The organism is Streptomyces sp. NPDC046900 (genome assembly GCF_040644975.1).
GTDB lineage: Bacteria > Actinomycetota > Actinomycetes > Streptomycetales > Streptomycetaceae > Streptomyces.
Genome location: NZ_JBEYXD010000002.1, coordinates 153,518 through 177,380 on the forward strand (window position 1 = coordinate 153,518; position 23,863 = coordinate 177,380).

Below are 23,863 nucleotides of genomic sequence, written 5' to 3' on the forward strand. Positions count from 1 at the left end.
CTCGTGCGAGGCTGTGGACATGAGTGCCCTACCCCTTGTCGTCGTCGATGCCGCGAACGTCGTCGGGTCGGTGCCCGACGGATGGTGGCGCGACCGGCGGGGCGCGGCGGAGCGACTGAGGGACCGGCTCGTGCGGTACGCCGAGGCGGGACTTCCGGGCCGTCCCGGGCCCGTGGAGATGGTGCTCGTGGTCGAGGGTGCGGCCCGCGGGGTGGAGTCGATACCCCACGTACGGGTGGAGTCGGCGCCCGGCAGCGGCGACGACCGGATCGTCGAACTGGTCGCGGAGGCGGGGGGTCGGCCCGTCGTGGTGGTCACGGCGGACCGCGAGTTGCGGCGCCGGGTGGCGGAACTGGGCGCCGAGTTCGCGGGACCGGGCACGCTGCGTGAGGAGGAGCCGCCGGCACAGCGCGGCTGAGTACCGCCCGGCCGGTGACGTCCTCATCGCCCGGTCGGCCGTGGCTCTTCCTCGCGGCCGACGCGGCTGTGCGTGCGGCCGTAGAGGAAGTACACGAAGAAGCCGACGACCAGCCACACGGCGAACCGCAGCCAGGTCTCCGTGGGCAGGTTCAGCATCAGCCACAGCGAGGCGCACACCGACAGGATCGGCACCGCCGGGACGAGCGGAGTGCGGAAGGCACGGTGCAGGTCGGGACGGGTCCGGCGGAGGATGATCACGCCGATCGCGACCACGATGAAGGCGAACAGCGTGCCGATGTTCACCAGTTCCGCGAGCTCGCTGAGACTGGTGAAACCCGCGACGACGGCGATGACCACGCCCAGCAGCACGGTCGGCCGGTGCGGCGTCTTGAACCGCGGGTGAACCCGGGAGAAGAAGCGGGGCAGCAGCCCGTCGCGGCTCATCGCGAAGAAGACCCGGGTCTGCCCGAGCAGCAGGATCATGCAGACGGTCGTCAGGCCGACGGCGGCCCCGAAGCTGATCACACCTGCGAACCAGGGGTGCCCGACGGACTTGAAGGCGTCGGCGAGCGGGGCGTCCACAGACAGCTTCGAGTAGTTCTCCATACCGGTGACCACGATGGACACCGCCACGTACAGCACGGTGCAGATCAACAGCGAGCCGAGGATGCCGCGCGGCACGTCGCGCTGGGGGTTGCGGGTCTCCTCTGCCGTCGTCGCCACGATGTCGAAACCGATGAAGGCGAAGAAGACGACGGAGGCGGCGGTGAAGATGCCCATCACGCCGAAGTCGGACGGTGCCCAGCCGAACATCAGCTGGATGAGCGGCGCCGAGAGCGTGCCGCCCGCCTCCACCGGTCGCGGCTTCGGGACGAACGGCTGGTAGTTCGCGCTGTTGATGAAGAAGGCACCCGCGATGATCACGATAAGCACCACCGCCACCTTGATGGCGACGACGAGTTCGGTGACCCGGGCCGAGAGCTTCACGCCGACGACGAGGATGGCGGTGAGCACGAGGACCAGCGCGGCGGCCAGGATGTCGAAGCCGAAGCCGTGCGCCCCGTCCCGTCCGCCGAGATAGTCGGGCAGGTGCCAGCCCGCGTTGTCCATCAGCGAGCGGATGTACCCGGACCAGCCGACCGCGACCACCGCCGTGCCCAGCGTGAACTCCAGGACCAGGTCCCAGCCGATGATCCAGGCGGGCAGTTCCCCGAGGGTGGCGTAGGAGAACGTGTACGCGGATCCGGCGACGGGGACCGTCGAGGCGAACTCCGCGTAGCACAGCGCGGCGAGCGCGCAGACCACACCGGCCACCACGAAGGCCAGGGAGACGGCGGGGCCCGCGTTCTCCTTGGCCACCTTGCCGGTCAGCACGAAGATGCCGGTGCCGATGATGACACCGACTCCGAACACGGTCAGGTCCAGGGCGGAGAGGGTCTTTCTGAGCGCGTGTTCGGGTTTCTCGGTGTCCCGCATCGACTGTTCGACGCTCTTCGTCCGGAAGAGGGTGCGGCTCACGGGCGGACCTCCCACGCTTGTCGTCCCCGACATGATCGAGAGGGGGCGAAGTCCGTATGCCCCGGCGCGGGGGGATCACGCAAACGGGCCGGTTCCGCCACCGTAAAGGATGGCGGAACCGGCCCAGGCAGCCCAGCGGTGAGAGGTCAGTCGCGTGCGGACTCCATCGGGTCCACGACCCCCGGGGCATCCGCACGGTCGAACCGGCCGTCGAGCTTGGCGACGAGCCCGGTGACCTGCCGGGCGATGTCCGGCGCGGTCAGGCCGATCTCCGCCAGGACCTCCTTGCGGGAGGCGTGGTCGAGGAAGCGCGACGGGATGCCGAAGTCACGCAGCGGCACATCCACGCCCGCGTCGCGCAGCGCCTGCGCGATCGCCGAACCGACACCGCCGGCCCGAGAGTTGTCCTCGACGGTGACGACCACGCGGTGCTGCTCGGCGAGCGGGGCGAGCGCCTCGTCGACCGGCTTGACCCAGCGCGGGTCGACGACGGTGGTGGAGATGCCCTGCTTGTCGAGGAGGTCGGCGACCTCCAGGCACATGGGCGCGAGCGCGCCGACGGAGACCAGCAGCACGTCCGGTACGGGGGCGTCGGCCTTGCGCAGCACGTCCATGCCGCCGACGGTGCCGACCGCGGGGACGGCCGGGCCGACGACGCCCTTGGAGTAGCGCAGCACGGTCGGCGCGTCGTCGACGTCGACGGCCTCGCGCAACTGGGCGCGCAGCTGTTCGGCGTCGCGCGGGGCGGCGATCCTGAGACCCGGGACCACCTGGAGCATCGACATGTCCCACATGCCGTTGTGCGAGGCGCCGTCGTCACCGGTGACACCGGCCCGGTCGAGTACGAAGGTCACGCCGCACTTGTGCAGGGCGACGTCCATGAGGACCTGGTCGAAGGCGCGGTTGAGGAAGGTCGCGTACACCGCGAAGACGGGGTGCACTCCGCCGGTGGCGAGACCGGCCGCCGAGACCGCGCCGTGCTGCTCGGCGATGCCGACGTCATAGATCCGGTTCGGGAAGGCGTCCGCGAACTTCTTCAGGCCCACGGGCTGGAGCATCGCCGCGGTGATGGCGACGATGTCGTCGCGGTCGCGCCCGAGCTTGACCATCTCGTCGCCGAACACGGAGGTCCAGCTGGCGGCGGAGGCCTTGATGGGCAGGCCGGTGTCGGGGTGGATGGGCCCGATGCCGTGGAAGCGGTCGGCCTCGTCCTGCTCGGCGGGCTTGTAGCCACGGCCCTTCTCGGTGAGGCAGTGCACGATGACCGGGCCGCCGAAGCGCTTGGCGCGGGAGAGGGCGGACTCGAGGGCCTCGATGTTGTGACCGTCGATCGGGCCGACGTACTTGAGCCCGAGGTCCTCGAACATGCCCTGCGGGGCGATGAAGTCCTTCAGGCCCTTCTTGGCGCCGTGCAGGGTGTCGTAGAGGGGCCTGCCGACGACGGGCGTGCGCTCCAGGACCTCCCTGGTGCGGGTCAGGAACTTCTCGTACCCGTCCGTGGTGCGCAGGGTGGCCAGATGGTTGGCAAGCCCGCCGATCGTCGGCGAGTACGAGCGCTCGTTGTCGTTGACGACGATGACCAGGGGGCGGTCCTTCGCGTCCGCGATGTTGTTGAGCGCCTCCCAGGCCATACCGCCGGTCAGCGCCCCGTCGCCGATGACGGCCACGACGTGGCTGTCCCGCTCGAGCAGCTGGTTGGATTTGGCGAGGCCGTCGGCCCAGCCGAGGACCGTGGAGGCGTGCGAGTTCTCGATGATGTCGTGCTCGGACTCGGCGCGCGAGGGGTACCCGGACAGGCCGCCCTTGCTGCGCAGCCCGGTGAAGTCCTGACGGCCGGTGAGCAGCTTGTGGACGTAGGCCTGGTGACCGGTGTCGAAGAGGACCTTGTCCCTGGGCGAGTCGAAGACGCGGTGCAGGGCGATGGTGAGCTCGACCACACCGAGGTTGGGGCCGAGGTGGCCGCCGGTCTTGGAGACGGCGCCGACGAGGAAGGTCCGGATCTCCTCTGCCAGCAGGTCCAGCTCTTCCAGGCTGAGCCGGTCCAGATCGCGCGGTCCCCTGATGCGGGTCAGCAGCGGCACCCGTGCCTCCTTGCAGTAGAGCTGAGTCGAGCTTTTGCCGGGCCCGTCGAGTCTAATGTTCCGTCTGTGCGGATCATGGGCGGCCCTCACCTTCCGCGCAACACGTCCGGCGGGACACGGCCGGGCCCGGCACCACCATCGGTACCGGGCGCAGGTCAAGAGCGCGGGCCGCGCCCCCTCAGGGGGCGCGGCCCGGTTGCATCATGCGGTTCCGCCGCGTGGGCTGGACCAGCCACAGCGGACCCGCTGCCGGGGGAACCGCCGCCGTACCCGGACGGCGCTTTCCGCGGAGCGCTTACGCGCGGCCGGCCGACTTCTGCGTCTTCCGGGTGACCGCGTCGATGACGACGGTCGCCAGCAGGACGCCACCGGTGATCATGTACTGGACCGGCGAGGCGATGCCCTCCAGGGCCAGGCCGTACTGGATGGACACGATGACCAGTACACCGAGCAGCGCGTTCCACGTGCGCCCGCGGCCACCGAACAGCGACGTACCACCGATGACCGCCGCGGCGATCGCGTTCATCAGCAGGTCACCGCCACCGGCACCCTGGTTGGCGGAGGCGATCTTCGACGCGATGAACAGACCGCCGATCGCGGCGAACGTGCCGGAGATCGCGAAGACCGAGATCCGGACCATGTCCACGTTGATACCGGCTCGCCGAGAGGCCTCGACGCTGCCACCGAGGGCGAAGATCTTGCGGCCGTACGCGGTGCGGCGCAGCACGAAGTCGGTGATCAGCAGCACGCCGACGAAGATCACCACGGCCAGCGGCAGACCCTTGTACTGGTTGTAGACGGCCGCCACGGCGAAGGCGACGATCGCCAGGAGCACCGTGCGCAGGATGGTCTCGCTCAGCGGCCGGGACGGCACACCGGCGGCCTCGCGCCGCCTGTTGCCGAAGTAGGAGCTGAGGAAGAAGATCACCGTCACCGCGAGGGCGAGCCCGTAGGAGGCGGCCACGTCGGAGAAGTAGTAGCTGGTCAGCTTGGCGACGAGGCCCTCGCTGTCCAGGTTGATGGTGCCGCTGTCACCCAGGATCTGGAGCATGAAGCCGTTCCAGAACAGCAGACCGGCCAGGGTGACCGCGAACGCCGGCACACCGATCTTCGCGAAGAAGAAGCCGTGGATCGCGCCCGCGACGGTGCCCGTCAGGATGGCCAGCACGAAGGCGAGCCAGGCGTTCATGCCGTGGGTGACGGTCAGCACCGCGTAGGAGGCGCCCGCGACACCGGAGACCGAACCGACCGACAGGTCGATCTCACCGAGCAGCAGCACGAAGACGATACCGACGGCGATCATGCCCGTGCCGACCATGGCGACGGAGATGTCGGAGAGGTTGCCGGCCGTGAGGAAGTTGGAGTTCAGGCTCTGGAAGATGATCCAGATGATCGCCAGACCGATGACGACCGGAATGGCACCGAGGTCACCGGCCTTCAACTTGCGCTTGAACTCGGTGACATAGCCCTTGAAGCCCTGCTCACGCACCAGCAGCCGGGGGTCGACGGCGGTGACGGCATGGGCGGCCGCCTCGGGGTTCTCCACGACGTGGTCCTCGGCGGGCGTGGAGGTCTTGTCGATGCTCACTTCTTGATCTCCCCATTGCTGCGCGCCGCACGACGGGTCACGGCGTTGTCCGTGGCGCCGGTGATGGCGGAGATGATCTCTTCCTGCGAGGTCGACTTGACCTCGAAGACGCCGTTGTTGCGCCCCAGACGCAGCACCGCCACCTTGTCGGCGACGGCCTTCACATCGGCCATGTTGTGGCTGATGAGGATCACGGCGTAACCGCGCTCGCGCAGGCGCTCCACGAGGTCGAGGACCTGGGCGGTCTGCTCGACACCGAGGGCGGCGGTGGGCTCGTCGAGGATGACCAGCTTGGGCTCGCCGAGCATGGAACGGGCGATGGCCACGGTCTGACGCTGACCGCCGGAGAGCGAGGCGATGGGGATGCGGACGCTGGGGATGCGGATCGACAGCTGGTCCAGCAGCTCACGCGAGCGCCGCTCCATCTCGACCTCGTCCAGGACACCGCGCTTCACGACCTCGCGGCCGAGGTAGAGGTTGCCGACAACATCGATGTTGTCGCACAGCGCGAGGTCCTGGTACACCGTCGCGATGCCCAGGCTCTGGGCGTCGTGCGGCTTGTTGATCTGTACGGGCTTGCCTTCCCATTCGATGACGCCCTCATCGATGGGGTGCACACCGGCGATCGTCTTGACCAGCGTGGATTTTCCGGCGCCGTTGTCGCCGACCAGGGCGACCACCTCACCGGCGTGGACCTCAAGCTCTACGTCGGTGAGCGCCTGAACGGCACCGAACCGCTTGGAGACCCCGCGCAACGCCAGCACGGGCGTAGCGGACACGTGAACCATCTCCTTCGCCGCCTGACCCGGCGGGAGGTTGTGCAGAAGATTAGGGGGATGTTCCGTCCGGCGCCCCGCGACGAGCTTGCGGGGCTGGTGACTGCGGGGCGCCGGAGGAGCCTAGTTCGCCAGTCCCGTACGGGAATTCAAGAGGGAATTCCCGTACGGGGAAAGGGCTCGCGGTCTATTACTTCAGACCGATCTTGTCGCAGGCCGCCTTGAACTGGGCCGTGCAGATGTCGGCGACCGTGTAGACGCCGTCCTTGACGACGGTGTCGTTGATCTTGTCCTTGGTCAGCGACTGGACCGGGACCAGGACGGACGGGACCTGCTGGGTGGTCGGGCTGTCGACCTTGTCCTTGGCTATCGTGTCGAGCGTCTTGCCCTGGGCGAGCGCGACGGCCATCTCGGCGGCGGCGTCGGCCTCGGGGGCGTACGGCTTGTAGACGCTCATGAACTGCGTACCGGCGACGATGCGCTGCACACCGGCGAGCTCCGCGTCCTGGCCGGTGACCGGGATGTTGTTGATGCCGGCGGCCTTGAGGGCGGTGATGATACCGCCGGCCATGCCGTCGTTGGCGGAGTAGACGCCGATGATGTTCTTCTTGCCGAGGGCGGAGATGGCGCCCTCCATGTTGGTGTTGGCGTTCTCCGGCTTCCAGTCCTTGGTGTCGTACTCCTTGCCGATGTTCACCTTGCCGTCGAGCACCTCGTGGGCGCCCTTCTTGAACTGCGCGGCGTTCGGGTCGGTGACGGAGCCGTTCATCATGACGATCTTGCCGGACTTGGCCTTGGAGCCGAGCGCGTCGAGGAGGGCCTGACCCTGGGTCTTGCCGACGGTCTCGTTGTCGAACGAGGTGTAGGCGCTGATCGGGCCCTGCGCCAGACGGTCGTAGGCGACGACCGGGATGCCGGCGTCCTTCGCCTTCTGGACCGAGTTCTTGATGGCCGCGGAGTCCACCGCGTCCACGATCAGCACGTCGACCTTGTTGGTGATCATGGTGTCGACCTGCTGGTTCTGCTGGCTGGCGTCCTGCTTGGCGTTGGCGTAGACGACCTCGCCCTTGCCGTTCGTGAGCTCCTTGACCTTCTTCTCGATCAAGGGGCGGTCGAACTTCTCGTAACGCGCGGTCTGGTTCTCGGGGAGAAGCAGACCGACCTTGATGGAGTCGCCCTTCTGGGCGCTCGGGGACGACGCAGAGGAGCCACCACCGGACTCCTTGGCGCTGCCACAGGCGGCCAGCGAGACGGCCATGGCACCAGCAGCAACGGCGAAGGCCGCACGACGCATACGCGTGTTCACTTCAGAAACCTCCCTGACGAGGCCGCGTCGTTGCGGCCGAGGTGGCTGGAAGTCAACTCGGCTGCACGTGCGACGTCAAGAAGTAAATCCTTAACGAGATGGCAACGGTGCCATCCGTTCTCTAAGTGAAGGCAGGGGCAACGACAGGTAGGGTTCCGTCCAAAAGGGTCGAATCACCCATCTCACTGAGCGCCAGAGCAAGCGCTCCCAGCACCTCCGCGCGGCCCCCGAGAGCCCCTGGCAACACCGAGAGCTGGCGGGCGGCACTGGGGATCGCGTACCGGCCGACCGACTCCCTGATGGGCCCGAGAACCAGCTCCCCGGCCTCGGCGAGATCACCGCCCAGGACCACCCGGCTCGGGTTCAGCAGATTGCAGAGATTGGCGACTCCACTGCCGATGTGGCGGCCGACGTCGGCGATCACCCGGCGGCAGCCCGGATCACCGTCCCGAGCCAGCCTGACCACGCCTTCCATGGTCAGATCGGCGCCGTGGCTGGGCTGGAGCAGCGGCAGCACGTACCGCGCCGCCGCGAACGTCTCCAGGCATCCGCGGTTGCCGCAGCGGCAGACCGGACCGGATTCGTCAAGGGTAATATGCCCGATTTCTCCGGCCGTTCCACCGGGGCCCCGGTAGATCTTGCCCTCGATCACCAGACCGGCACCGACACCGCTCGCCACTTTGATGTACGCCAGGTCCTTGACCCCTCGGCCGCTGCCCCAGACCAGCTCGCCCAGGGCGCCGAGGTTGGCGTCGTTGTCCACGTGCACCGGCACGCCGAGCCGCCCCCGCAGCTCCTCGGCGGGCCTGGCGCCGGTCCAGCCCGGCAGGATGGCGGTGGAGCCGAGCGTGCCCGACTCGACGTCGATGGGGCCGGGCACCCCGAGGCCCACGCCGGCGATCTTGGAGCGGTCCACGCCGGTGGCCTCGATCAGCCTGCTGACCAGCTGTTCCGCCCGGTCGAAGCCCTGCGCGGCGGACGCGTCCACGTCCAGCGGTTCGGCCTCCTCGGCGAGCACCTGGTGGGCGAGGTTCCCGATCGCGACGCGCAAATGGGTGTGCCCGAAGTCGACGCCGATGACGATGCCGGCGTCGCCGCTGAGGGAGACGCTACGGGCCCTGCGGCCACCCGACGACGTGGGCGTGACCTCGACGGTTCCGCCGTCCTTGAGCTCCCGAACGATGTTGGAGACCGTCGCCGCCGACAGGCCGGTCGTCCTCGCGATCTCCGCCTGCGTGAGGGATCCGGCCAGCCGCACGGCGCGTACAACCCGCTCCAGGTTGGCTCGGTGCAGCGACGACTGCGACCCTGGAGTCTCCACGACGACCTCCTGAGCACGGGGCCGCCTCGATGAGGCCCCGTCTACGTCCAACTAGTGAACTCTAAGCTGAGCCGTTCGGGTTGCCTCCCGTCAAGAGGTTGAACCGCATCCGGGTCCTTGGACACAGCTACGCGCGCCGCCCCGGAGCGAGGAGCGGCGCGCGCACGGACCGCTGCGGAGCGCTGGGCTCCGGCCTGGTCTACTTGAGCGTCGCGGACGTCAGGCCGGCCTGCACCTGACGCTGGAAGGACAGGTAGACCGCCAGCATCGGGATCATGGCGATCGTCACACCCGCGAAGAGAACGGGCAGGTCAGAGGCGTACCCTTGTTGCTGCTGGAGCTGGATGAGGCCCTGGGTGAGGACATAGCGTTCGGGGTCGTCGCCGCTCTGCGGCTGCATCAGGACCGTCGGCAGGATGAACTGGTTCCACTGACCCAGGGTGTTGAAGATCCCGACGCTGATCAGACCCGGCTTCGCCATCGGAAGCATCACCTGGAAGAAGGTTCGGGTGTGCGAGGCGCCGTCCAGGACCGCCGCCTCGAAGACCGCCGTCGGCAGGGTCCGGAAGAAGGCGTGCATGAAGAACACCGTGAACGGCATCGAGTAGGCGATGTAGACCAGGATCAGGCCCTGGTAGGTGTTCAGCATGTCCAGCCGTTTGACCATGAAGAACAGCGGGACGAGGGCGAGGAACACGGGGAACATCGCACCCGCGACGAAGAAGTAGTACAGCAGCCGGTTGCCCGGGAACTGGTAGCGGGCGATCACATACGCGGCCATCGAACCGAACAGCATCGTCAGCGGCACGGAGAAGACCAGCACGATGACGGTGTTCAGAAAGTAGTCGCCGATGCCCTTGTCCCAGGCGCGCCGGAAGACGTCGAAGGACCACTCGTGCGGCCAGCCGAAGGCCGAGCCGCCGATCTGCGCGTCGGTCTTGAAGGAGCTGAGCACCAGCCACAGCAGCGGCAGCACGATCAGCAGGGCCCACAGGGCGAGGAAGCCGTGCGAGAAGACGTTCAGGACGACGCCTTCGCCCGGGCGGTGGCCGGCGCGGGCCGGCGCCTTGCTCACCGGGGCCCCGGAGGGGGCCATGCCGGTGGCGGGGGTCTCCTTGAGGGGTGCACTCATCGTCGTTACTCCCGCTCAGAACTCGATGCGCTCGCGGCGGGTGGCGCGCAGCGTGACCACGGACAGGACGAGGGTGAGCAGCAGCATGACGACGCCCATGGCGCAGGCGTAGCCGCTCTTGCCGAAGTAGAGGAAGTTGCGCATCATCACGGTCGACATGACGTCGCTGTGATGGTCGGGGCCGCCGCCGTAGGCGCCCATGTTCTGGGTCATCGAGGAGACCAGGACGAACATGTCCATGGCCACGATGCCCAGGTACACCCAGGCCGTCTGCACGGTGTCCCAGAGCAGCGGCAGGGTGATACGGAAGAACGACTGGGACCGGTTCGTCCCGTCGATCAAGGCCGCCTCGTAGATGTCCTTCGGAATGGACTGCATGGCGGCCGAGAACAGCACCAGGTAGAAGCCGACGCCGTGCCAGACCACGACCAGGATCAGTGCCCACAGGACCAGGTTGGGCTCGTTGAGCCATTCCACCGGGTTGTTCCCGTCGACCAGGCCCAGCTTGATCAGGAAGCCGTTGAGCAGACCGCCGCCGTCACTGCGGTACACCGCGTTGAACAGCACCGCGAGAATCGCCAGCGACAGAACCTGCGGAAAGAAGTAGACGATCTTGTAGAACTTCGATCCGCCCACACCCTGCACTCCGCCGGCCCGTCCGCGGCCGCCCGCGTTCACCATGAAGGCGAAGAAGAGGGCGAGCAGAATGGTGATCACCGGGATGAACACCAAAAACAGGATGTTGTGCCAGATGGCCTGCAGGAAGACGTCGTCCTGCAAGAGCGCGCGGTAGTTGTCGAGTCCGACGAACTTGAAGGTCTGCGACTGGCCTTTCCAGTCGGTCAGCGAATAGCCGAACGTCTGGATGTACGGCCAGATCACGAAGATCAGATAGAGCGCCACGGGGACGAAGAGAAATCCCGCGACGAACCGGTACTGCCCTTTGCGCATAGGCGTGCCTGCCCCTGGTGTGCCGTGCGGGCCGGAAACCACCGAATACGACGGTTTCCGGCCCGGAATGCGGTCGGTCGAGCGAGCTCAGTCGTGGTGGTTCTTCTTGCTGGCCGGGTCCTGGGCCTGCTTGTCGACCGCGGCCTGACAGCGCTTCAGCCACTCCGCGGGCTGGATGCGCTTGGCCATGAGCTCGTTGGACGCGTTCTGGATGGCGGTGTCCATCTCGCTGTACCAGTCGGGGTAGAGGTAGCGGAAGGTGTTGGAACCGGCCGCCTTGGACGCCTCGACGGTGGACTGCGTACCCGGACGCAGCGTCACGCTCGAATCGACCCCGTCCTGGAGGATGGTGAGCGAGTTGGCCTGCTTGGCAAAGAGCGTCGACCACTCCTTGGAGAGCATCCGCCGCATGAACTCCTTGGCCGCGGGCAGGTTCTTGGCCTTGGCGGGGATGATGAAGGGCTCGCCGGAGCCGGCCCGGATCGCCTCGAAGGGCATCTGGCTGCCGGACAGCAGCGGCATCGGCAGGAACTTCATGTCGAAGTCCGCCGGGGTCTGCTTGAGCTGCTCGTTCTCCAGCCAGGAGCCGCAGGTGATGAAGGCGGCCTTGTACTGGTTCCAGCGGGTCTGCGACTCGGTGTGGGTCAGGCCGTTCGTGCCGGGCATCAACAGGCCCTTCTCCACGACCTCGTAGACCGCCTCGATGCCCGCCTTGGCGGCGTCGGACCCCACGAACGCCTTCGGGTCGAGGTTGTCGATCGCCTTGACGGCGTCGATGCCGCCCTTCTTGGCGATCATGTCCATGATGGCGACATTGATGTAGTACGGGTACTTGCCCTGGTGGGCGAGGCCACCGATGCCCTGCTTCTTGGCGTCCTGGCAGATGGCGAGGAAGTCGTCCCAGGTCTTCGGCGCGTCCCAGCCCTTCTCCTTGAAGAGCTTGCCGGAGTACCAGAGGCCCCACACCGTGTAGATGTAGTTGAGGGCGACGACCTTGCCCTCCTGCACGCCCGGGTCGAGGGTGCCGGGGATGAGGGTGTCGCGGACCTTCTTGCTCGGGTCGTCGACGGACGGCGCGTCGAGGACCTCGGCGAGGTCCAGCAACTGGCCGTTCTTGTACAGCACGTCGACCTTGATCTGCTGGGCGCCGGAGTCGTCCACGATGTCCGGCGGGTTGCCGGCGTTGAAGCGGGGCTGCAGCTTGCCCGTGATCTCCTGGGTGCCGGTGTGGGTCGAGGTGATGCCCAGCTTCGTCTGGTAATCGCCCTCCCACGCCTTGGCATAGTCGTCGCCGTAACCGCCCTTGAAGATGACGACGTCGAGCTTGCCGCCCTTCTCCACACCGAAGGGGTTCGTCTTGGACGTCGTCCCCTTGGTTTCCTTGTTACCGGAGTCGTCGCCCCCGCCACCGCTGGCACACGCGGAAAGGAAGCTCATCGTGGGGACGGTGATCAGACCGAGCGCGGCGGACCGCTTGATCAGATCGCGGCGGCCGACGCCTTGGCGGGTGGTGTTCTCGCCGGAAGTGGATCCCATGCTCAAGTCCTCGCCTTCTCCAGGACTCAGGCGGTGAACCGGATCCTCCCCGGCACCGCGGTGATGGTGAAGCTGGGGTCGTGCACGAGGGATTAGTCGGGTGGTACGACAGTCGGCCATGTCCGAAACGCAGCCGCCCCCCGATTCCCACCGGTCATACCTGTCCATAGCCGCCGCACAGATGGCCGCCGGGACGCCGACAGGTATAGTCCACTTCCCGCCAACTGGGCAAGATCGAATGCAAGGTTGACGCTTTGCTTTTCCGAGTTGAGACCTCGCGGAAATACGGGATGCTCGTGCGCCCCACGAATGGGATATCAACCACAATGAGCCCGAATGCCACATCCAACACCGTTGACACCATGGGTCACTTGACTACCTACTGGTCCTTGCGCAGCGAGTTGACAACGTTGTCCACATTTTCTCAGCGCAGGGAGGGTGCTTGCGTATGCAGCACAGATCTCGGCACAGATGGGCTCCGACGGCGGTCGTCGCAACGGCCGCCTTCGCTTTGCTCGTGGCCGCACAGGGCGCGGCCACGGCACTTCCCGCCCAGGCGGCGGCCGCCGACCGGGAGTTCGCCTCGTCGTTCGAAGCGGGTGAGCCCGCGTCGACATGGCTGAACACCGTCGACACGGCGGCGGACGGTTCGAAGAGGGCGTTGGCGTGGACGGCGGTTATACGACCGGCATCCCGGGCAATGTGACGGACGAGGTCAGCGGTGTCCGGGCCAGCGCGGAGAACACGGGCGGCGGTGAGGTCAAGGAGAACCTGATCGACGGCGAACCGGGCACCAAGTGGCTCACGTTCGCCCCGACCGGCTGGGTGGAGTTCGACTTCGACGCGCCGGTCAAGGTCGTGACCTACGCCCTGACGTCGGCCAACGACGTCGCGGAGCGCGACCCGGCCGACTGGACCCTGCGGGGCTCCACGGACGGCAAGGACTGGAAGACCCTCGACACCCGCACCGGCGAGTCGTTCGGCGAGCGCTTCCAGACGCATTCCTACGATCTCGCCGAGCCGGCCGGGTACCAGCACTTCCGGCTGGACATCGCCAAGAACCACGGCGCCGACCTCCTGCAACTCGCCGACGTGCAGTTCTCCACGGGCACCAGCACCGAGCCCACGCCCAAGGACATGCGCACGCTGGTGGACCGCGGCCCGATCGGCTCCCCCACCGCCAAGGCGGGCATGGGCTTCACGGGCGAGCGGGCGCTGCGGTACGCGGGGACGCACACGACGAACGGGCGTACTCGTACAACAAGGTCCTCGACGTGAACGTGCGCGTCGAGCGGGACACCCGGCTGTCGTACCGGATCTTCCCGTCGATGGCGGACGGGGACCGGGACTACGACGCCACGAACGTCTCCGTCGACCTGGCCTTCACCGACGGGACCTATCTGAGCGGCCTCGGGACGCTCGACCGGCACGGGTTCGCGCTGACCCCGCAGGGGCAGGGCTCGGCCAAGGCCCTGTACGTCAACCAGTGGAACAACGTGGCGTCGCAGATCGGGTCGGTCGCGGCCGGCAAGACCGTGGACCGGATCCTGGTCGCCTACGACTCGCCCAAGGGGCCGGCCAGGTTCCGCGGCTGGCTGGACGACGTCGCCCTGAAGGTCGCACCGCCGGACAAGCCCAAGGCGCACCTGCCCGACTACGCGCTGACGACCCGTGGGACCAACTCCAGCGGCGCCTTCTCCCGGGGCAACGACTTCCCGGCGACGGCCGTGCCGCACGGCTTCAACTTCTGGACTCCGGTGACCAACGCGGGGTCGCTGAGCTGGCTGTACGACTACGCCCGGGCCAACAACGACGACAATCTGCCCACCATCGAGGCGTTCAGCGCCAGCCATGAGCCGAGCCCGTGGATGGGCGACCGGCAGACGTTCCAGGTGATGCCGTCGGCTGTCTCCGGCACCCCGGACACCGGACGTGCGGCACGGGGGCTGGCCTTCCGGCACCAGAACGAGATCGCGCGCCCGTACTACTACGGGGTCACCTTCGAGAACGGGCTGAAGGCGGAGATGACGCCGACGGACCACGCGGCGGTGCTGCGGTTCACGGGCGACGGAGCGCTGTTCGACAACACGTCGGCGACGGAGGCCGACGTGACAAGCGTGGACCTTCCGGTCACGGGCGCCACCAAGGCGGCGCAGTACACGCTGACGTCGCCGGCGGACCACACGAAGGCACCCACGGGCTGGACCCTGCAGGGCTCCCAGGACGGCGCGCAGTGGACCACCCTGGACGAACGCTCGGGTGAGTTCTTCGCCTGGGACCGGCAGACCAGGGCGTTCTCGATCCCGCGCACCGGCTCGTACACGCACTACCGCCTGGTCCTGAGCGGGGCGCCGACCCTGGCGGAGGTGGAGCTGCTGGCCTGACCCACCGCATGGACAGGGCGGGCGCGGAGTTCCCTCCGCGCCCGCCGCTCGTCTTCCCTCGGGGGACACGCGGGAACTGGGGTGAAGCCAGGACGAGTTCGGCCTGGGAAGGCACCTGCGGATACATGCCGAGCGCCGAGAAGACGTACGGATGCCCTCGGGCTTCGTCGACCAGAGCCTGCTCATCGCGGGCGCCCGCGGCACCTGGACGGAGTGGGTCCGGGCCCGTTCCCGCCCAGTGTCAGCTTTACGGGCGAACGACCTTGACATCGTTGTCTGTTCAGGGAGTACAGTCATGTACAGACCATTCCGACAACGTTGTCGCCGGCGCGGGCAGCGCACAAGCCACTTATCACCCGGTCCGACCCTCTCCCCCCGTGTCGGACCGGCTCGCGGACCGGGTGGCTCAACACACCGGCCACCCGGTCCACCCGAGTACCCCGAACCACGCGGCCGACACCGGATGTTGACGTTCCGTCATCCACGGAACCGGGGCGAGGACGCCGGCCCGCAAGGTGCCCCCTTCGCCGTGCGCACCCCCGCCACCCCCGCACGGACGACGCCGGTGCATCAACCCGACGTGTTCCCCGAGCCACCAAACGTCACTCGTGGGAGCGGTGTTGGCCGCCCTGGGGGGCGCGCGGGGCAACCCGAGTGCTCCCCTGGTCATCTATCTGTACGGACACGGCGAGCGGGGAGAGGGCGCACTGTGCACGGTTCCGGTACGGACGGTGGCCACAAGGAGGACACCGCCGGTTCCTGGTGGGCGGCCGCGGTGGCGAACCTCCTCATCGGGATGGCCGCGATCGTCCCGGGCGTGTGCGTGCGCTGGCTGCTCAGCCGCTATGCGCTGATGCCCTGCGGCGGGGGGTTCGGCTGCGCCAAGCAGTCGCCCGACCATGCGATCGGCATGACGCTCGGCGCGGTGCTGGGAGGCGCGTTCGTCCTCGGCATGATCCTGGTCGTGGACATCCTCATGCCCTGGCAGGAGGGCAGACCGCTGAACCTGTGGCTCGGCATGACCACCCTGGTCCCGGCGCCGTTCGCGATAGCTCAGGCCGCGGGGTGGATCTGAGGGGCCCCGCACGGGCGGGGCAAAGGCATCGGGCCGCAACCCCTTGCCGGGGTTGCGGCCCGATGGCGACCGTGCCGGACCGCCAACGGGCGGCCCTGACCGCTTACTTGCGGATCAGGTTGCGGAGCACGTACTGCATGATGCCGCCGTTGCGGTAGTAGTCGGCCTCACCGGGGGTGTCGATGCGGACGACCGCGTCGAACTCGACACCGCTGTCGGTGGTGACCTTGACCGTGCGCGGCGTGGTGCCCTCGTTCAGCTCGGTGACGCCGGAGATGGAGAAGGTCTCCCGACCGGTCAGGCCGAGGGACTCGGCGCTCTGGCCCTCCGGGAACTGGAGCGGCAGAACGCCCATGCCGATGAGGTTCGAGCGGTGGATGCGCTCGTAGGACTCGGCGATGACGGCCTTCACGCCGAGCAGCGCGGTGCCCTTGGCCGCCCAGTCGCGGGACGAGCCGGAGCCGTACTCCTTGCCGGCCAGGACGACCAGCGGGATGCCCTGCTCGATGTAGTTGCGCGAGGCGTCGTAGATGAACGACACCGGCGCGTCGGCCTGGGTGAAGTCGCGGGTGTAGCCGCCCTCGGTGCCCGGCGCGATCTGGTTGCGCAGGCGGATGTTGGCGAACGTACCGCGGATCATGACCTCGTGGTTGCCGCGGCGCGAGCCGTAGCTGTTGAAGTCACGGCGCTCCACACCGTGCTCGGTGAGGTACTTGCCGGCCGGGGTGTCGGCCTTGATCGCACCGGCCGGGGAGATGTGGTCGGTGGTGACCGAGTCGCCCAGCTTCGCGAGGACACGGGCACCGGCGATGTCGGTGACCGGGGCCGGCTCCATCTGCATGCCCTCGAAGTACGGGGGCTTGCGGACGTACGTCGACTCCGCGTCCCACTCGAAGGTGTTGCCGGTGGGGATCGGCAGCGACTGCCACTGGGCGTCACCGGCGAAGACGTCCTGGTAGGACTTGTTGAACATGTCCTCGCCGATGGCGTTGGCCACGACGTCGTTGACCTCGGCCTCGGTCGGCCAGATGTCCTTCAGGTGGACCGGGTTGCCGTCCTGGTCGGTGCCGAGGGCGTCCCTGGTGATGTCCACCTTCATGGAGCCCGCGAGGGCGTACGCGACGACCAGCGGCGGGGAGGCCAAGTAGTTCATCTTGACGTCGGGGTTGATGCGGCCCTCGAAGTTCCGGTTGCCGGAGAGGACCGAAGTGACCGCGAGGTCGTGGTCGTTGACGGCCTTGGAGACCTCCTCCGGCAGCGGGCCGGAGTTGCCGATGCAGGTGGTGCAGCCGTAACCGACCAGGTTGAAGCCGACCTTGTCGAGGTACGGGGTCAGACCCGCCTTGTCGAAGTAGTCGGTGACGACCTTCGAGCCCGGGGCGAGGGTGGTCTTGACCCACGGCTTGCGGGTCAGGCCCTTCTCGACCGCCTTCTTCGCCACCAGGGCGGCGGCGACCATGACGTACGGGTTCGAGGTGTTGGTGCAGGAGGTGATGGCCGCGACCGTCACCGCACCGTGGTCGAGGGTGTAGGTCGTGCCGTCGGGGGCGGTGACCTGGACCGGGTTGGTCGGGACGCCGTTGGACGAGGCCGGGGCGTCGGACGCCGGGAAGGACTCCTTGCCCGCCTCGTCGGCGGTGTCGACGTAGTTGCGGACGTCGACCTTGAACTGCTCGGCGGCGTTTGCCAGGACGATGCGGTCCTGCGGGCGCTTCGGGCCGGCGATCGACGGGACGACCGTGGACAGGTCCAGCTCGAGCTTCTCGGAGAAGTCCGGCTCGGCCTTCGGGTCCAGCCAGAGGCCCTGCTCCTTGGCGTAGGCCTCGACCAGCGCGACCTGCTGGTCGCTGCGGCCGGTCAGGCGCAGGTAGTTCAGGGTCTCGTCGTCGATCGGGAAGATCGCGGCGGTGGAGCCGAACTCCGGCGACATGTTGCCGATGGTGGCGCGGTTGGCGAGAGAGGTGGCGGCGACGCCCTCACCGTAGAACTCGACGAACTTGCCGACCACACCGTGCTTGCGGAGCATCTCGGTGATGGTCAGCACCAGGTCGGTGGCGGTGGTGCCGGGCTTGAGCTCACCGGTGAGCTTGAAGCCGACGACGCGCGGGATGAGCATGGAGACCGGCTGACCGAGCATCGCGGCCTCGGCCTCGATGCCGCCGACGCCCCAGCCGAGGACGCCGAGGCCGTTGACCATGGTGGTGTGGGAGTCGGTGCCGACCAGGGTGTCGGGGTAGGCCTGACCGCCTCGCACCATGACCGTGCGGGCCAGGTGCTCGATGTTCACCTGGTGGACGATGCCGGTGCCCGGCGGGACGACCTTGAACTCGTCGAAGGCGGTCTGGCCCCAGCGCAGGAACTGGTAGCGCTCCTTGTTGCGGCCGTACTCCAGCTCGACGTTCAGCTTGAAGGCGTCGTTCGTGCCGAACTTGTCGGCGATGACGGAGTGGTCGATGACCAGCTCGGCGGGGGCCAGCGGGTTGATCTTGGCGGGGTCGCCGCCCAGTTCCTTCACGGCCTCACGCATGGTCGCGAGGTCCACGACACACGGGACGCCGGTGAAGTCCTGCATGATCACGCGGGCCGGCGTGAACTGGATCTCCTGCGACGGCTGGGCCTGGGAGTCCCAGCCGCCGAGGGCGCGGATGTGGTCGGCGGTGATGTTCGCGCCGTCCTCGGTGCGGAGCAGGTTCTCCAGCAGGACCTTGAGGCTGTACGGCAGGCGGGCCGAGCCCTCCACCTTGTCCAGCCGGAAGATCTCGTACGACTCGTCGCCCACCTGCAGCGTGCTGCGGGCGTCGAAGCTGTTCGCCGACACGACAGTCTCCTTCATTGATGTGCGCGTACCACCGCAATCCTGCCGCCACGACGACTTGGCCGATCAGCTAAGGTAAGACTTAGTTAGGCAAACCTTACCAAGTCGGCGGCTGCAGGGCGCCCCGGCAGATATCTCGATGTCGAGATAACTCTAGTACATGGGGGCGGGATGGTCATGCCCGGCCCCGCTCCGCCCTGCCCTCGGCGTGGCCGAGCACGTACCGCCACCCCGTGTCACGCTGGCCGGAAGGGCCGAGGCCCTCCGACGGCACGGCAGCGAAGGAGTGCGGGCATGGACGAGAAGGAGTTCATCCGGACGGTTTCCGAGCGCACAGGGCTCACCCGGCAGGAAGCGGCCGACCTCACCCGGGCCACCCTCGAGACACTCACCCACCGGCTGAGCACGGTCGACGCCCGGGACCTGGAGGCGGAGCTCCCGGACGGCCTGGCGGAGTCCGTGCACCGGGGGACCACGACACGCATCGAGCACTTCGGCTGGGAGGACACGGTGCTCCGGGTGGCCGAGCGCAACATGCTCAAGGAGGACGAGGTGGACCGGGGCATCCGCGCCGTACTGGTGGTCCTGCGCGAGGCCGTCGCCGAGAGGGAGTTCAAGCATCTGATGTCGCAGCTCGGGGCCGAGTTCTCCCGCACCCTCGAGTCCGCCGGCTGAGCACTTCCCCGCCCGCTCCGCGTCCCGACAGCCTTCGGTATGCCATCAGTTCGGCGAGCCGGGGTATCCGGACCGAGTCGGCAACCGGAAGGAGCCCTCGCATGTCACTCACGTTCCGCAAGACGTTCCGGATCCTGCCCGGAGTGCGCCTGAACATCAACAGGCACTCCTGGTCCATCACCACCGGCGGGAAGAGCGGGCCCCGCCACACGCGCAGCAGCACGGGACGGCGTACGACATCGATGGATTTGCCGGGACCTTTCGGGTGGCGTCGCACCCGTTCCACCAGGAGTCACTGACGGTCACTCACCCAAACGGACCCCCCCCAAGAGGCGCCATCTCATATCTGAGATAACCTCAACCTCATGTCAGACGACTACCTCGTACGCATCGGCAGGCTCATCCGTGACGCCCGGCAGCACCGTGGCTGGACTCAGGCCCAGCTCGCCGAGGCGCTTGGCACCAGTCAGAGTGCCGTGAACCGCATCGAGCGTGGCAATCAGAACCTCAGCCTTGAGATGATCGCCCGAATCGGTGAAGCCCTGGACAGCGAAATCGTCTCCCTCGGTTACGCGGGTCCCATGCATCTGCGGGTGGTCGGCGGTCGCCGGCTGTCCGGCGCCATCGACGTGAAGACGAGCAAGAACGCGTGCGTGGCCCTGCTGTGCGCGTCGCTGCTCAACAAGGGCCGCACGGTGCTCCGCCGGGTCGCGCGCATCGAGGAGGTGTACCGCCTGCTCGAGGTGCTCGGGTCGATCGGTGTGCGCACCCGCTGGATCAACGACGGCGTCGACCTGGAGATCGTGCCGCCCGCCGACCTCGACCTGAACGCCATCGACGCGTCGGCCGCCCGCCGTACGCGCTCCATCATCATGTTCCTCGGTCCGCTGCTGCACCGTATGGACCGTTTCAGGCTGCCGTACGCGGGCGGCTGCGACCTGGGCACACGCACCGTCGAGCCGCACATGATCGCGCTGCGCCGGTTCGGGCTCGACGTCACCGCCACCGAGGGGTACTACCACGCCGTGGTGGACCGGTCCGTCGTCCCCGGACGGCCGATCGTGCTGACCGAGCGCGGGGACACCGTGACCGAGAACGCGCTGCTGGCGGCCGCCCGCCACGACGGGGTCACGGTCATCCGCAACGCCTCCTCCAACTACATGGTCCAGGACCTGTGCTTCTTCCTGGAGGCGCTCGGCGTCGAGGTGGAGGGCATCGGCACCACCACGCTCACCGTGCACGGCGTGCCGAACATCGACGCCGACGTCGACTACTGCCCCTCCGAGGACCCGGTCGAGGCCATGAGCCTGCTGGCGGCCGCGGTCGTGACCGAGTCCGAGCTGACGGTGCGCAGGGTGCCGATCGAGTTCCTGGAGATCGAGCTCGCGGTGCTGGAGGAGATGGGGCTCGACCACGACCGCACGCCCGAGTACGTCGCCGACAACGGCCGGACCCGGCTGGTGGACCTGACTGTGCGGCCCTCCAAGCTGGAGGCGCCGATCGACAAGATCCACCCGATGCCGTTCCCGGGCCTGAACATCGACAACGTCCCGTTCTTCGCGGCCATCGCGGCCTCCGCGCAGGGCAAGACGCTGATCCACGACTGGGTCTACGACAACCGCGCGATCTACCTGACCGACCTCAACCGTCTCGGCGGACGGCTGCAACTCCTCGACCCGCACCGGGTGCTGGTCGAAGGCCCGACGCGCTGGCGCGCCGCCGAGATGATGTGCCCGCCCGCGCTGCGGCCCGCCGTGGTCGTGCTGCTGGCGATGATGGCAGCGGAGGGCACGTCCGTGTTGCGGAACGTGTACGTCATCAACCGCGGCTACGAGGACCTGGCCGAGCGGCTCAACTCGGTCGGCGCGCAGATCGAGACGTTCCGGAACATCTGACGGCGGCGACCGGCGTCCGGACCGGCCGGCCGGGGGCGCGCGGGCCGCGCGTCCTTGGCCGGCGGCCGCCCGCCCACCGGGCGGCCACCGGGGGCACTAGTCCCGGACGAGTCTGATGCCCTGCTCCCGTACCGCGTGGAAGCGGGGCAGCGGGAGGTCGGTGGCGCTCAGCTCCGTCAGGGTGGCCTCGACGTGCGCCCGGCCCGGGGTGTACGCGCCCCGGAGCGTCTCGGAGTTGGTCCAGCGGTGCTTGGCGCCGTCGCAGTGGGCCAGGGTGCCGCCGACACCGTGACTGACGCGGCGGTCCCCCTGGGAGAGGGAGGACGAGACGAAGACGGGGCCGCTGCCGCGCAGACACCGGTAGGTGCCGGAGAGGGTGACCGTGCCGTCGGCAAAGAGGTGACCGGTCCGGTCGACGGTCACCTCGTCGTGCCGACCTGACAGCGCGCCCGCGGCTGGGGCGGCGGACAGGAGCAGGACGGCGCCGACGACCACGATGACCTGGCGTACGGACATGGAGAACCTCCTGAAGTGGGGGACTCCACAGGTACCGGCAGGCCGCACCGGGTGAGGTGACCTTCACCCGTCCGGTGGCGAGTCCGCACCGGCCGTCGTCGGACCGCCCCTGAGCGGCCCGCAGGGCATCACGCCGTCCGGCCGGCGGCGGGCGGCGGGCGGCGGGCGGCGGGCGGCGGGCGGCGGGACGGAGCATGTGCCCCCGCCCACCGCAGAGCACCCGGCGCAGGTTCCCGGCCGGGCCTACGCAAGCACGGCGAAGCCGTCCAGTTCCACGAGGGCCTGCTCGTCCCAGAGGCGGGTGATGCCCACGACGGCCATCGCGGGGTAGTCGCGGCCGGCCAGGTCCCGCCAGACACGGCCGAGTTCGGGGGCGTGGGCGCGGTAGTCGGCGACGTCGGTCGCGTAGACCGTGACGCGGGCGAGGTCGGCGGGGGTGCCACCGGCCGTCCGCAGGGCGGTGAGCAGGTTGGTGAGCGCCCGCTCGAACTGCTCGGCGAGGGAGTCGCCGACGACCTTCCCGTTCTCGTCGAGCGCGGTCTGCCCGGCCAGGAACACCAGCCGGGACCCGGTCGCGACGACGGCGTGCGAGAAGCCCGTGGCTGGGGAGAGGGTGGGCGGGTTGATGCGCTCGCTGGTCACGGGGCCTCCACGGTGGCGTACAGCTCCTTGGCGATGATGCCGCGCTGGACCTCGCTCGCGCCCTCGTAGATCCTGGGCGCCCGCACCTCCCGGTAGAGGTGTTCGAGGAGGTGGCCGCGGCGCAGGGCGCGGGCGCCGTGCAGCTGGACGGCCGCGTCGACGACGTACTGCGCGGTCTCGGTGGCGAGCAGCTTCGCCATGGCGGCACGCCGCGGGACGTCCGGGGCGCCTTCGTCGTACGCCGTCGCCGCCGCGTAGACCATCAGGCGGGCCGCGTCGGTGCGCAGGGCCATCTCGGCGACCTGGTGGGCGACGGACTGAAGGTCCTTCAGCTTGCCGCCGAAGGCGTCCCGCCGGGCCGTGTGGGCGAGCGTCGCGTCGAGGGCCGCCTGCGCCATGCCGACGGCGAAGGCGCCGACGCTGGGGCGGAACAGGTTGAGGGTGCCCATGGCGACCCGGAAGCCCCGGTCGGGTTCGCCGATGACGTCGTCGGCGGTGACGGGTACGGCGTCGAAGGCGAGGCTGCCGATGGGGTGCGGGGAGAGCATCTCGAGCGGGCTGCCGGTCAGGCCGGGGCGGTCGGCGGGTACGAGGAAGGCGGTCACGCCGCGGGAGCCGGCACCCGCGGTGGTGCGCGCGAAGACGGTGTAGAAGTCCGCCTCGGGGGCGTTGGAGATCCAGCACTTCTCACCGGTGAGCCGCCAGCCGGACGCGGAATCGGGTTCGGCCGTGAGCGACAGCGCCGCCGCGTCCGAGCCCGCGTCCGGCTCGGTCAGCGCGAAGGCGGCCACCGTGGTGCCGGCCCGGACGCCGGGGAGCCAGCGGGTGCGCTGAGCCGGTGTGCCGTACGCGTGCACCGGATGGGCGCCCAGGCCCTGCAGGGCAAGCGCCGTCTCCGCCTCCGTGCAGGCGTACGCGAGGGACTCGCGCATCAGGCACAGATCCAGCGCGCCCGAGGTGAACAGCCGGTCCAGCAGCCCCAGCCGGCCGAGCTCGGTGAGGAGTTCGCGGTTGACGTGGCCGGGCTCGCCCTTCTCGGCCGGCGGGCGCAGCCGCTGCTCGGCCCAGGCGCGCAGCTCCGAGCAGAAGGCGGTTTGTTCGGGATCGAGCGAGAATGCGGTCATTGCCGGTCCCCTCTCCCTGACCGCGTACCCGGCCCGGCCGGGCTGACCGTCCGACCGTATCGCGGACTGTTGACTGTCGTCACCAACACGATACGCTCGATGCGCGAG

General features: G+C 68.5%; 18 protein-coding genes and 1 pseudogene. 6 read left to right on the forward strand and 13 right to left on the reverse strand.

Annotation, left to right across the window (positions count from 1 at the left end; genetic code table 11):
• Window positions 1-19: 19 nt before the first annotated feature.
• Entirely contained in the window at window positions 20-418 is a 399-nt protein-coding gene (locus ABZ904_RS02865; protein ID WP_360989882.1) for an NTP pyrophosphohydrolase, read from the forward strand.
• Between the two features lie 23 nt (window positions 419-441).
• Here the strand turns inward: ABZ904_RS02865 and ABZ904_RS02870 are convergent, their stop codons facing one another.
• From ABZ904_RS02870 to ngcE, 9 genes are all read right to left on the reverse strand, one after another.
• Window positions 442-1,938 carry an amino acid permease gene (locus ABZ904_RS02870; protein ID WP_359394280.1) on the reverse strand — a complete coding sequence of 499 codons (1,497 nt, stop codon included), beginning with the start codon at window positions 1,936-1,938 and terminating at the stop codon, window positions 442-444.
• 146 nt (window positions 1,939-2,084) lie between these two features.
• The gene (dxs, locus tag ABZ904_RS02875) at window positions 2,085-4,019 is read right to left on the reverse strand and encodes a 1-deoxy-D-xylulose-5-phosphate synthase (protein WP_360989878.1); all 1,935 of its coding nucleotides are present in this window, start codon (window positions 4,017-4,019) and stop codon (window positions 2,085-2,087) included.
• Between the two features lie 295 nt (window positions 4,020-4,314).
• Window positions 4,315-5,607 (reverse strand): sugar ABC transporter permease, encoded by a 1,293-nt coding sequence (locus ABZ904_RS02880; protein WP_359394275.1) that lies wholly within the window; start codon window positions 5,605-5,607, stop codon window positions 4,315-4,317.
• The gene (locus ABZ904_RS02885; RefSeq protein WP_359394273.1) at window positions 5,604-6,395 is read right to left on the reverse strand and encodes an ATP-binding cassette domain-containing protein; all 792 of its coding nucleotides are present in this window, start codon (window positions 6,393-6,395) and stop codon (window positions 5,604-5,606) included. The genes ABZ904_RS02880 and ABZ904_RS02885 overlap by 4 nt, the downstream gene beginning before the upstream one ends.
• A gap of 178 nt (window positions 6,396-6,573) precedes the next feature.
• Window positions 6,574-7,677 carry a substrate-binding domain-containing protein gene (locus ABZ904_RS02890; RefSeq protein ID WP_359394426.1) on the reverse strand — a complete coding sequence of 368 codons (1,104 nt, stop codon included), beginning with the start codon at window positions 7,675-7,677 and terminating at the stop codon, window positions 6,574-6,576.
• A 133-nt stretch (window positions 7,678-7,810) separates the two neighbouring features.
• Window positions 7,811-9,010, reverse strand: coding sequence for an ROK family transcriptional regulator (locus ABZ904_RS02895; protein ID WP_360989875.1), 1,200 nt, complete (start codon window positions 9,008-9,010; stop codon window positions 7,811-7,813).
• Between the two features lie 199 nt (window positions 9,011-9,209).
• Window positions 9,210-10,142, reverse strand: a complete 933-nt coding sequence (locus ABZ904_RS02900) for a carbohydrate ABC transporter permease (RefSeq protein WP_359394269.1) — start codon at window positions 10,140-10,142, stop codon at window positions 9,210-9,212.
• A 15-nt stretch (window positions 10,143-10,157) separates the two neighbouring features.
• Window positions 10,158-11,093 carry a sugar ABC transporter permease gene (locus ABZ904_RS02905; RefSeq protein WP_359394268.1) on the reverse strand — a complete coding sequence of 312 codons (936 nt, stop codon included), beginning with the start codon at window positions 11,091-11,093 and terminating at the stop codon, window positions 10,158-10,160.
• Window positions 11,094-11,180: 87 nt separating this feature from the next.
• Entirely contained in the window at window positions 11,181-12,629 is a 1,449-nt protein-coding gene (gene ngcE / locus ABZ904_RS02910) for an N-acetylglucosamine/diacetylchitobiose ABC transporter substrate-binding protein (protein WP_359394267.1), read from the reverse strand.
• Between the two features lie 448 nt (window positions 12,630-13,077).
• Between ngcE and ABZ904_RS02915 the strand changes: the two are divergent.
• Window positions 13,078-14,716, forward strand: a pseudogene (locus tag ABZ904_RS02915) (discoidin domain-containing protein); the annotation flags it as partial.
• A gap of 1,006 nt (window positions 14,717-15,722) precedes the next feature.
• Complete coding sequence (locus ABZ904_RS02920; RefSeq protein WP_359394265.1) at window positions 15,723-16,088, forward strand: hypothetical protein; 366 nt, start codon at window positions 15,723-15,725, stop codon at window positions 16,086-16,088.
• 103 nt (window positions 16,089-16,191) lie between these two features.
• Here ABZ904_RS02920 and acnA read toward each other — a convergent pair whose 3' ends face one another.
• Entirely contained in the window at window positions 16,192-18,906 is a 2,715-nt protein-coding gene (acnA, locus tag ABZ904_RS02925; protein ID WP_361820777.1) for an aconitate hydratase AcnA, read from the reverse strand.
• 291 nt (window positions 18,907-19,197) lie between these two features.
• Between acnA and ABZ904_RS02930 the strand changes: the two genes are divergently transcribed.
• The 3 genes from ABZ904_RS02930 (at window position 19,198) to ABZ904_RS02940 (ending at window position 21,473) form a co-directional block, all read left to right on the forward strand.
• Window positions 19,198-19,578: a DUF2267 domain-containing protein gene (locus ABZ904_RS02930; protein ID WP_359394261.1), complete on the forward strand. Its 381-nt coding sequence runs from the start codon at window positions 19,198-19,200 to the stop codon at window positions 19,576-19,578.
• A 101-nt stretch (window positions 19,579-19,679) separates the two neighbouring features.
• Window positions 19,680-19,877 carry a DUF4236 domain-containing protein gene (locus ABZ904_RS02935; RefSeq protein WP_360989866.1) on the forward strand — a complete coding sequence of 66 codons (198 nt, stop codon included), beginning with the start codon at window positions 19,680-19,682 and terminating at the stop codon, window positions 19,875-19,877.
• 66 nt (window positions 19,878-19,943) lie between these two features.
• Window positions 19,944-21,473 carry a UDP-N-acetylglucosamine 1-carboxyvinyltransferase gene (locus ABZ904_RS02940; RefSeq protein ID WP_359394257.1) on the forward strand — a complete coding sequence of 510 codons (1,530 nt, stop codon included), beginning with the start codon at window positions 19,944-19,946 and terminating at the stop codon, window positions 21,471-21,473.
• 96 nt (window positions 21,474-21,569) lie between these two features.
• Here the strand turns inward: ABZ904_RS02940 and ABZ904_RS02945 are convergent, their stop codons facing one another.
• The 3 genes from ABZ904_RS02945 to ABZ904_RS02955 form a co-directional block, all read right to left on the reverse strand.
• Entirely contained in the window at window positions 21,570-21,989 is a 420-nt protein-coding gene (locus ABZ904_RS02945; protein WP_360989863.1) for a DUF6299 family protein, read from the reverse strand.
• 243 nt (window positions 21,990-22,232) lie between these two features.
• Entirely contained in the window at window positions 22,233-22,631 is a 399-nt protein-coding gene (locus ABZ904_RS02950) for a RidA family protein (RefSeq protein WP_361820782.1), read from the reverse strand.
• On the reverse strand, window positions 22,628-23,755 hold the full coding sequence (locus ABZ904_RS02955) for an acyl-CoA dehydrogenase family protein (RefSeq protein ID WP_359394249.1): 1,128 nt from the start codon (window positions 23,753-23,755) through the stop codon (window positions 22,628-22,630). Before ABZ904_RS02955 ends, ABZ904_RS02950 begins: the two co-directional genes overlap by 4 nt.
• Window positions 23,756-23,863 lie beyond the last annotated feature (108 nt).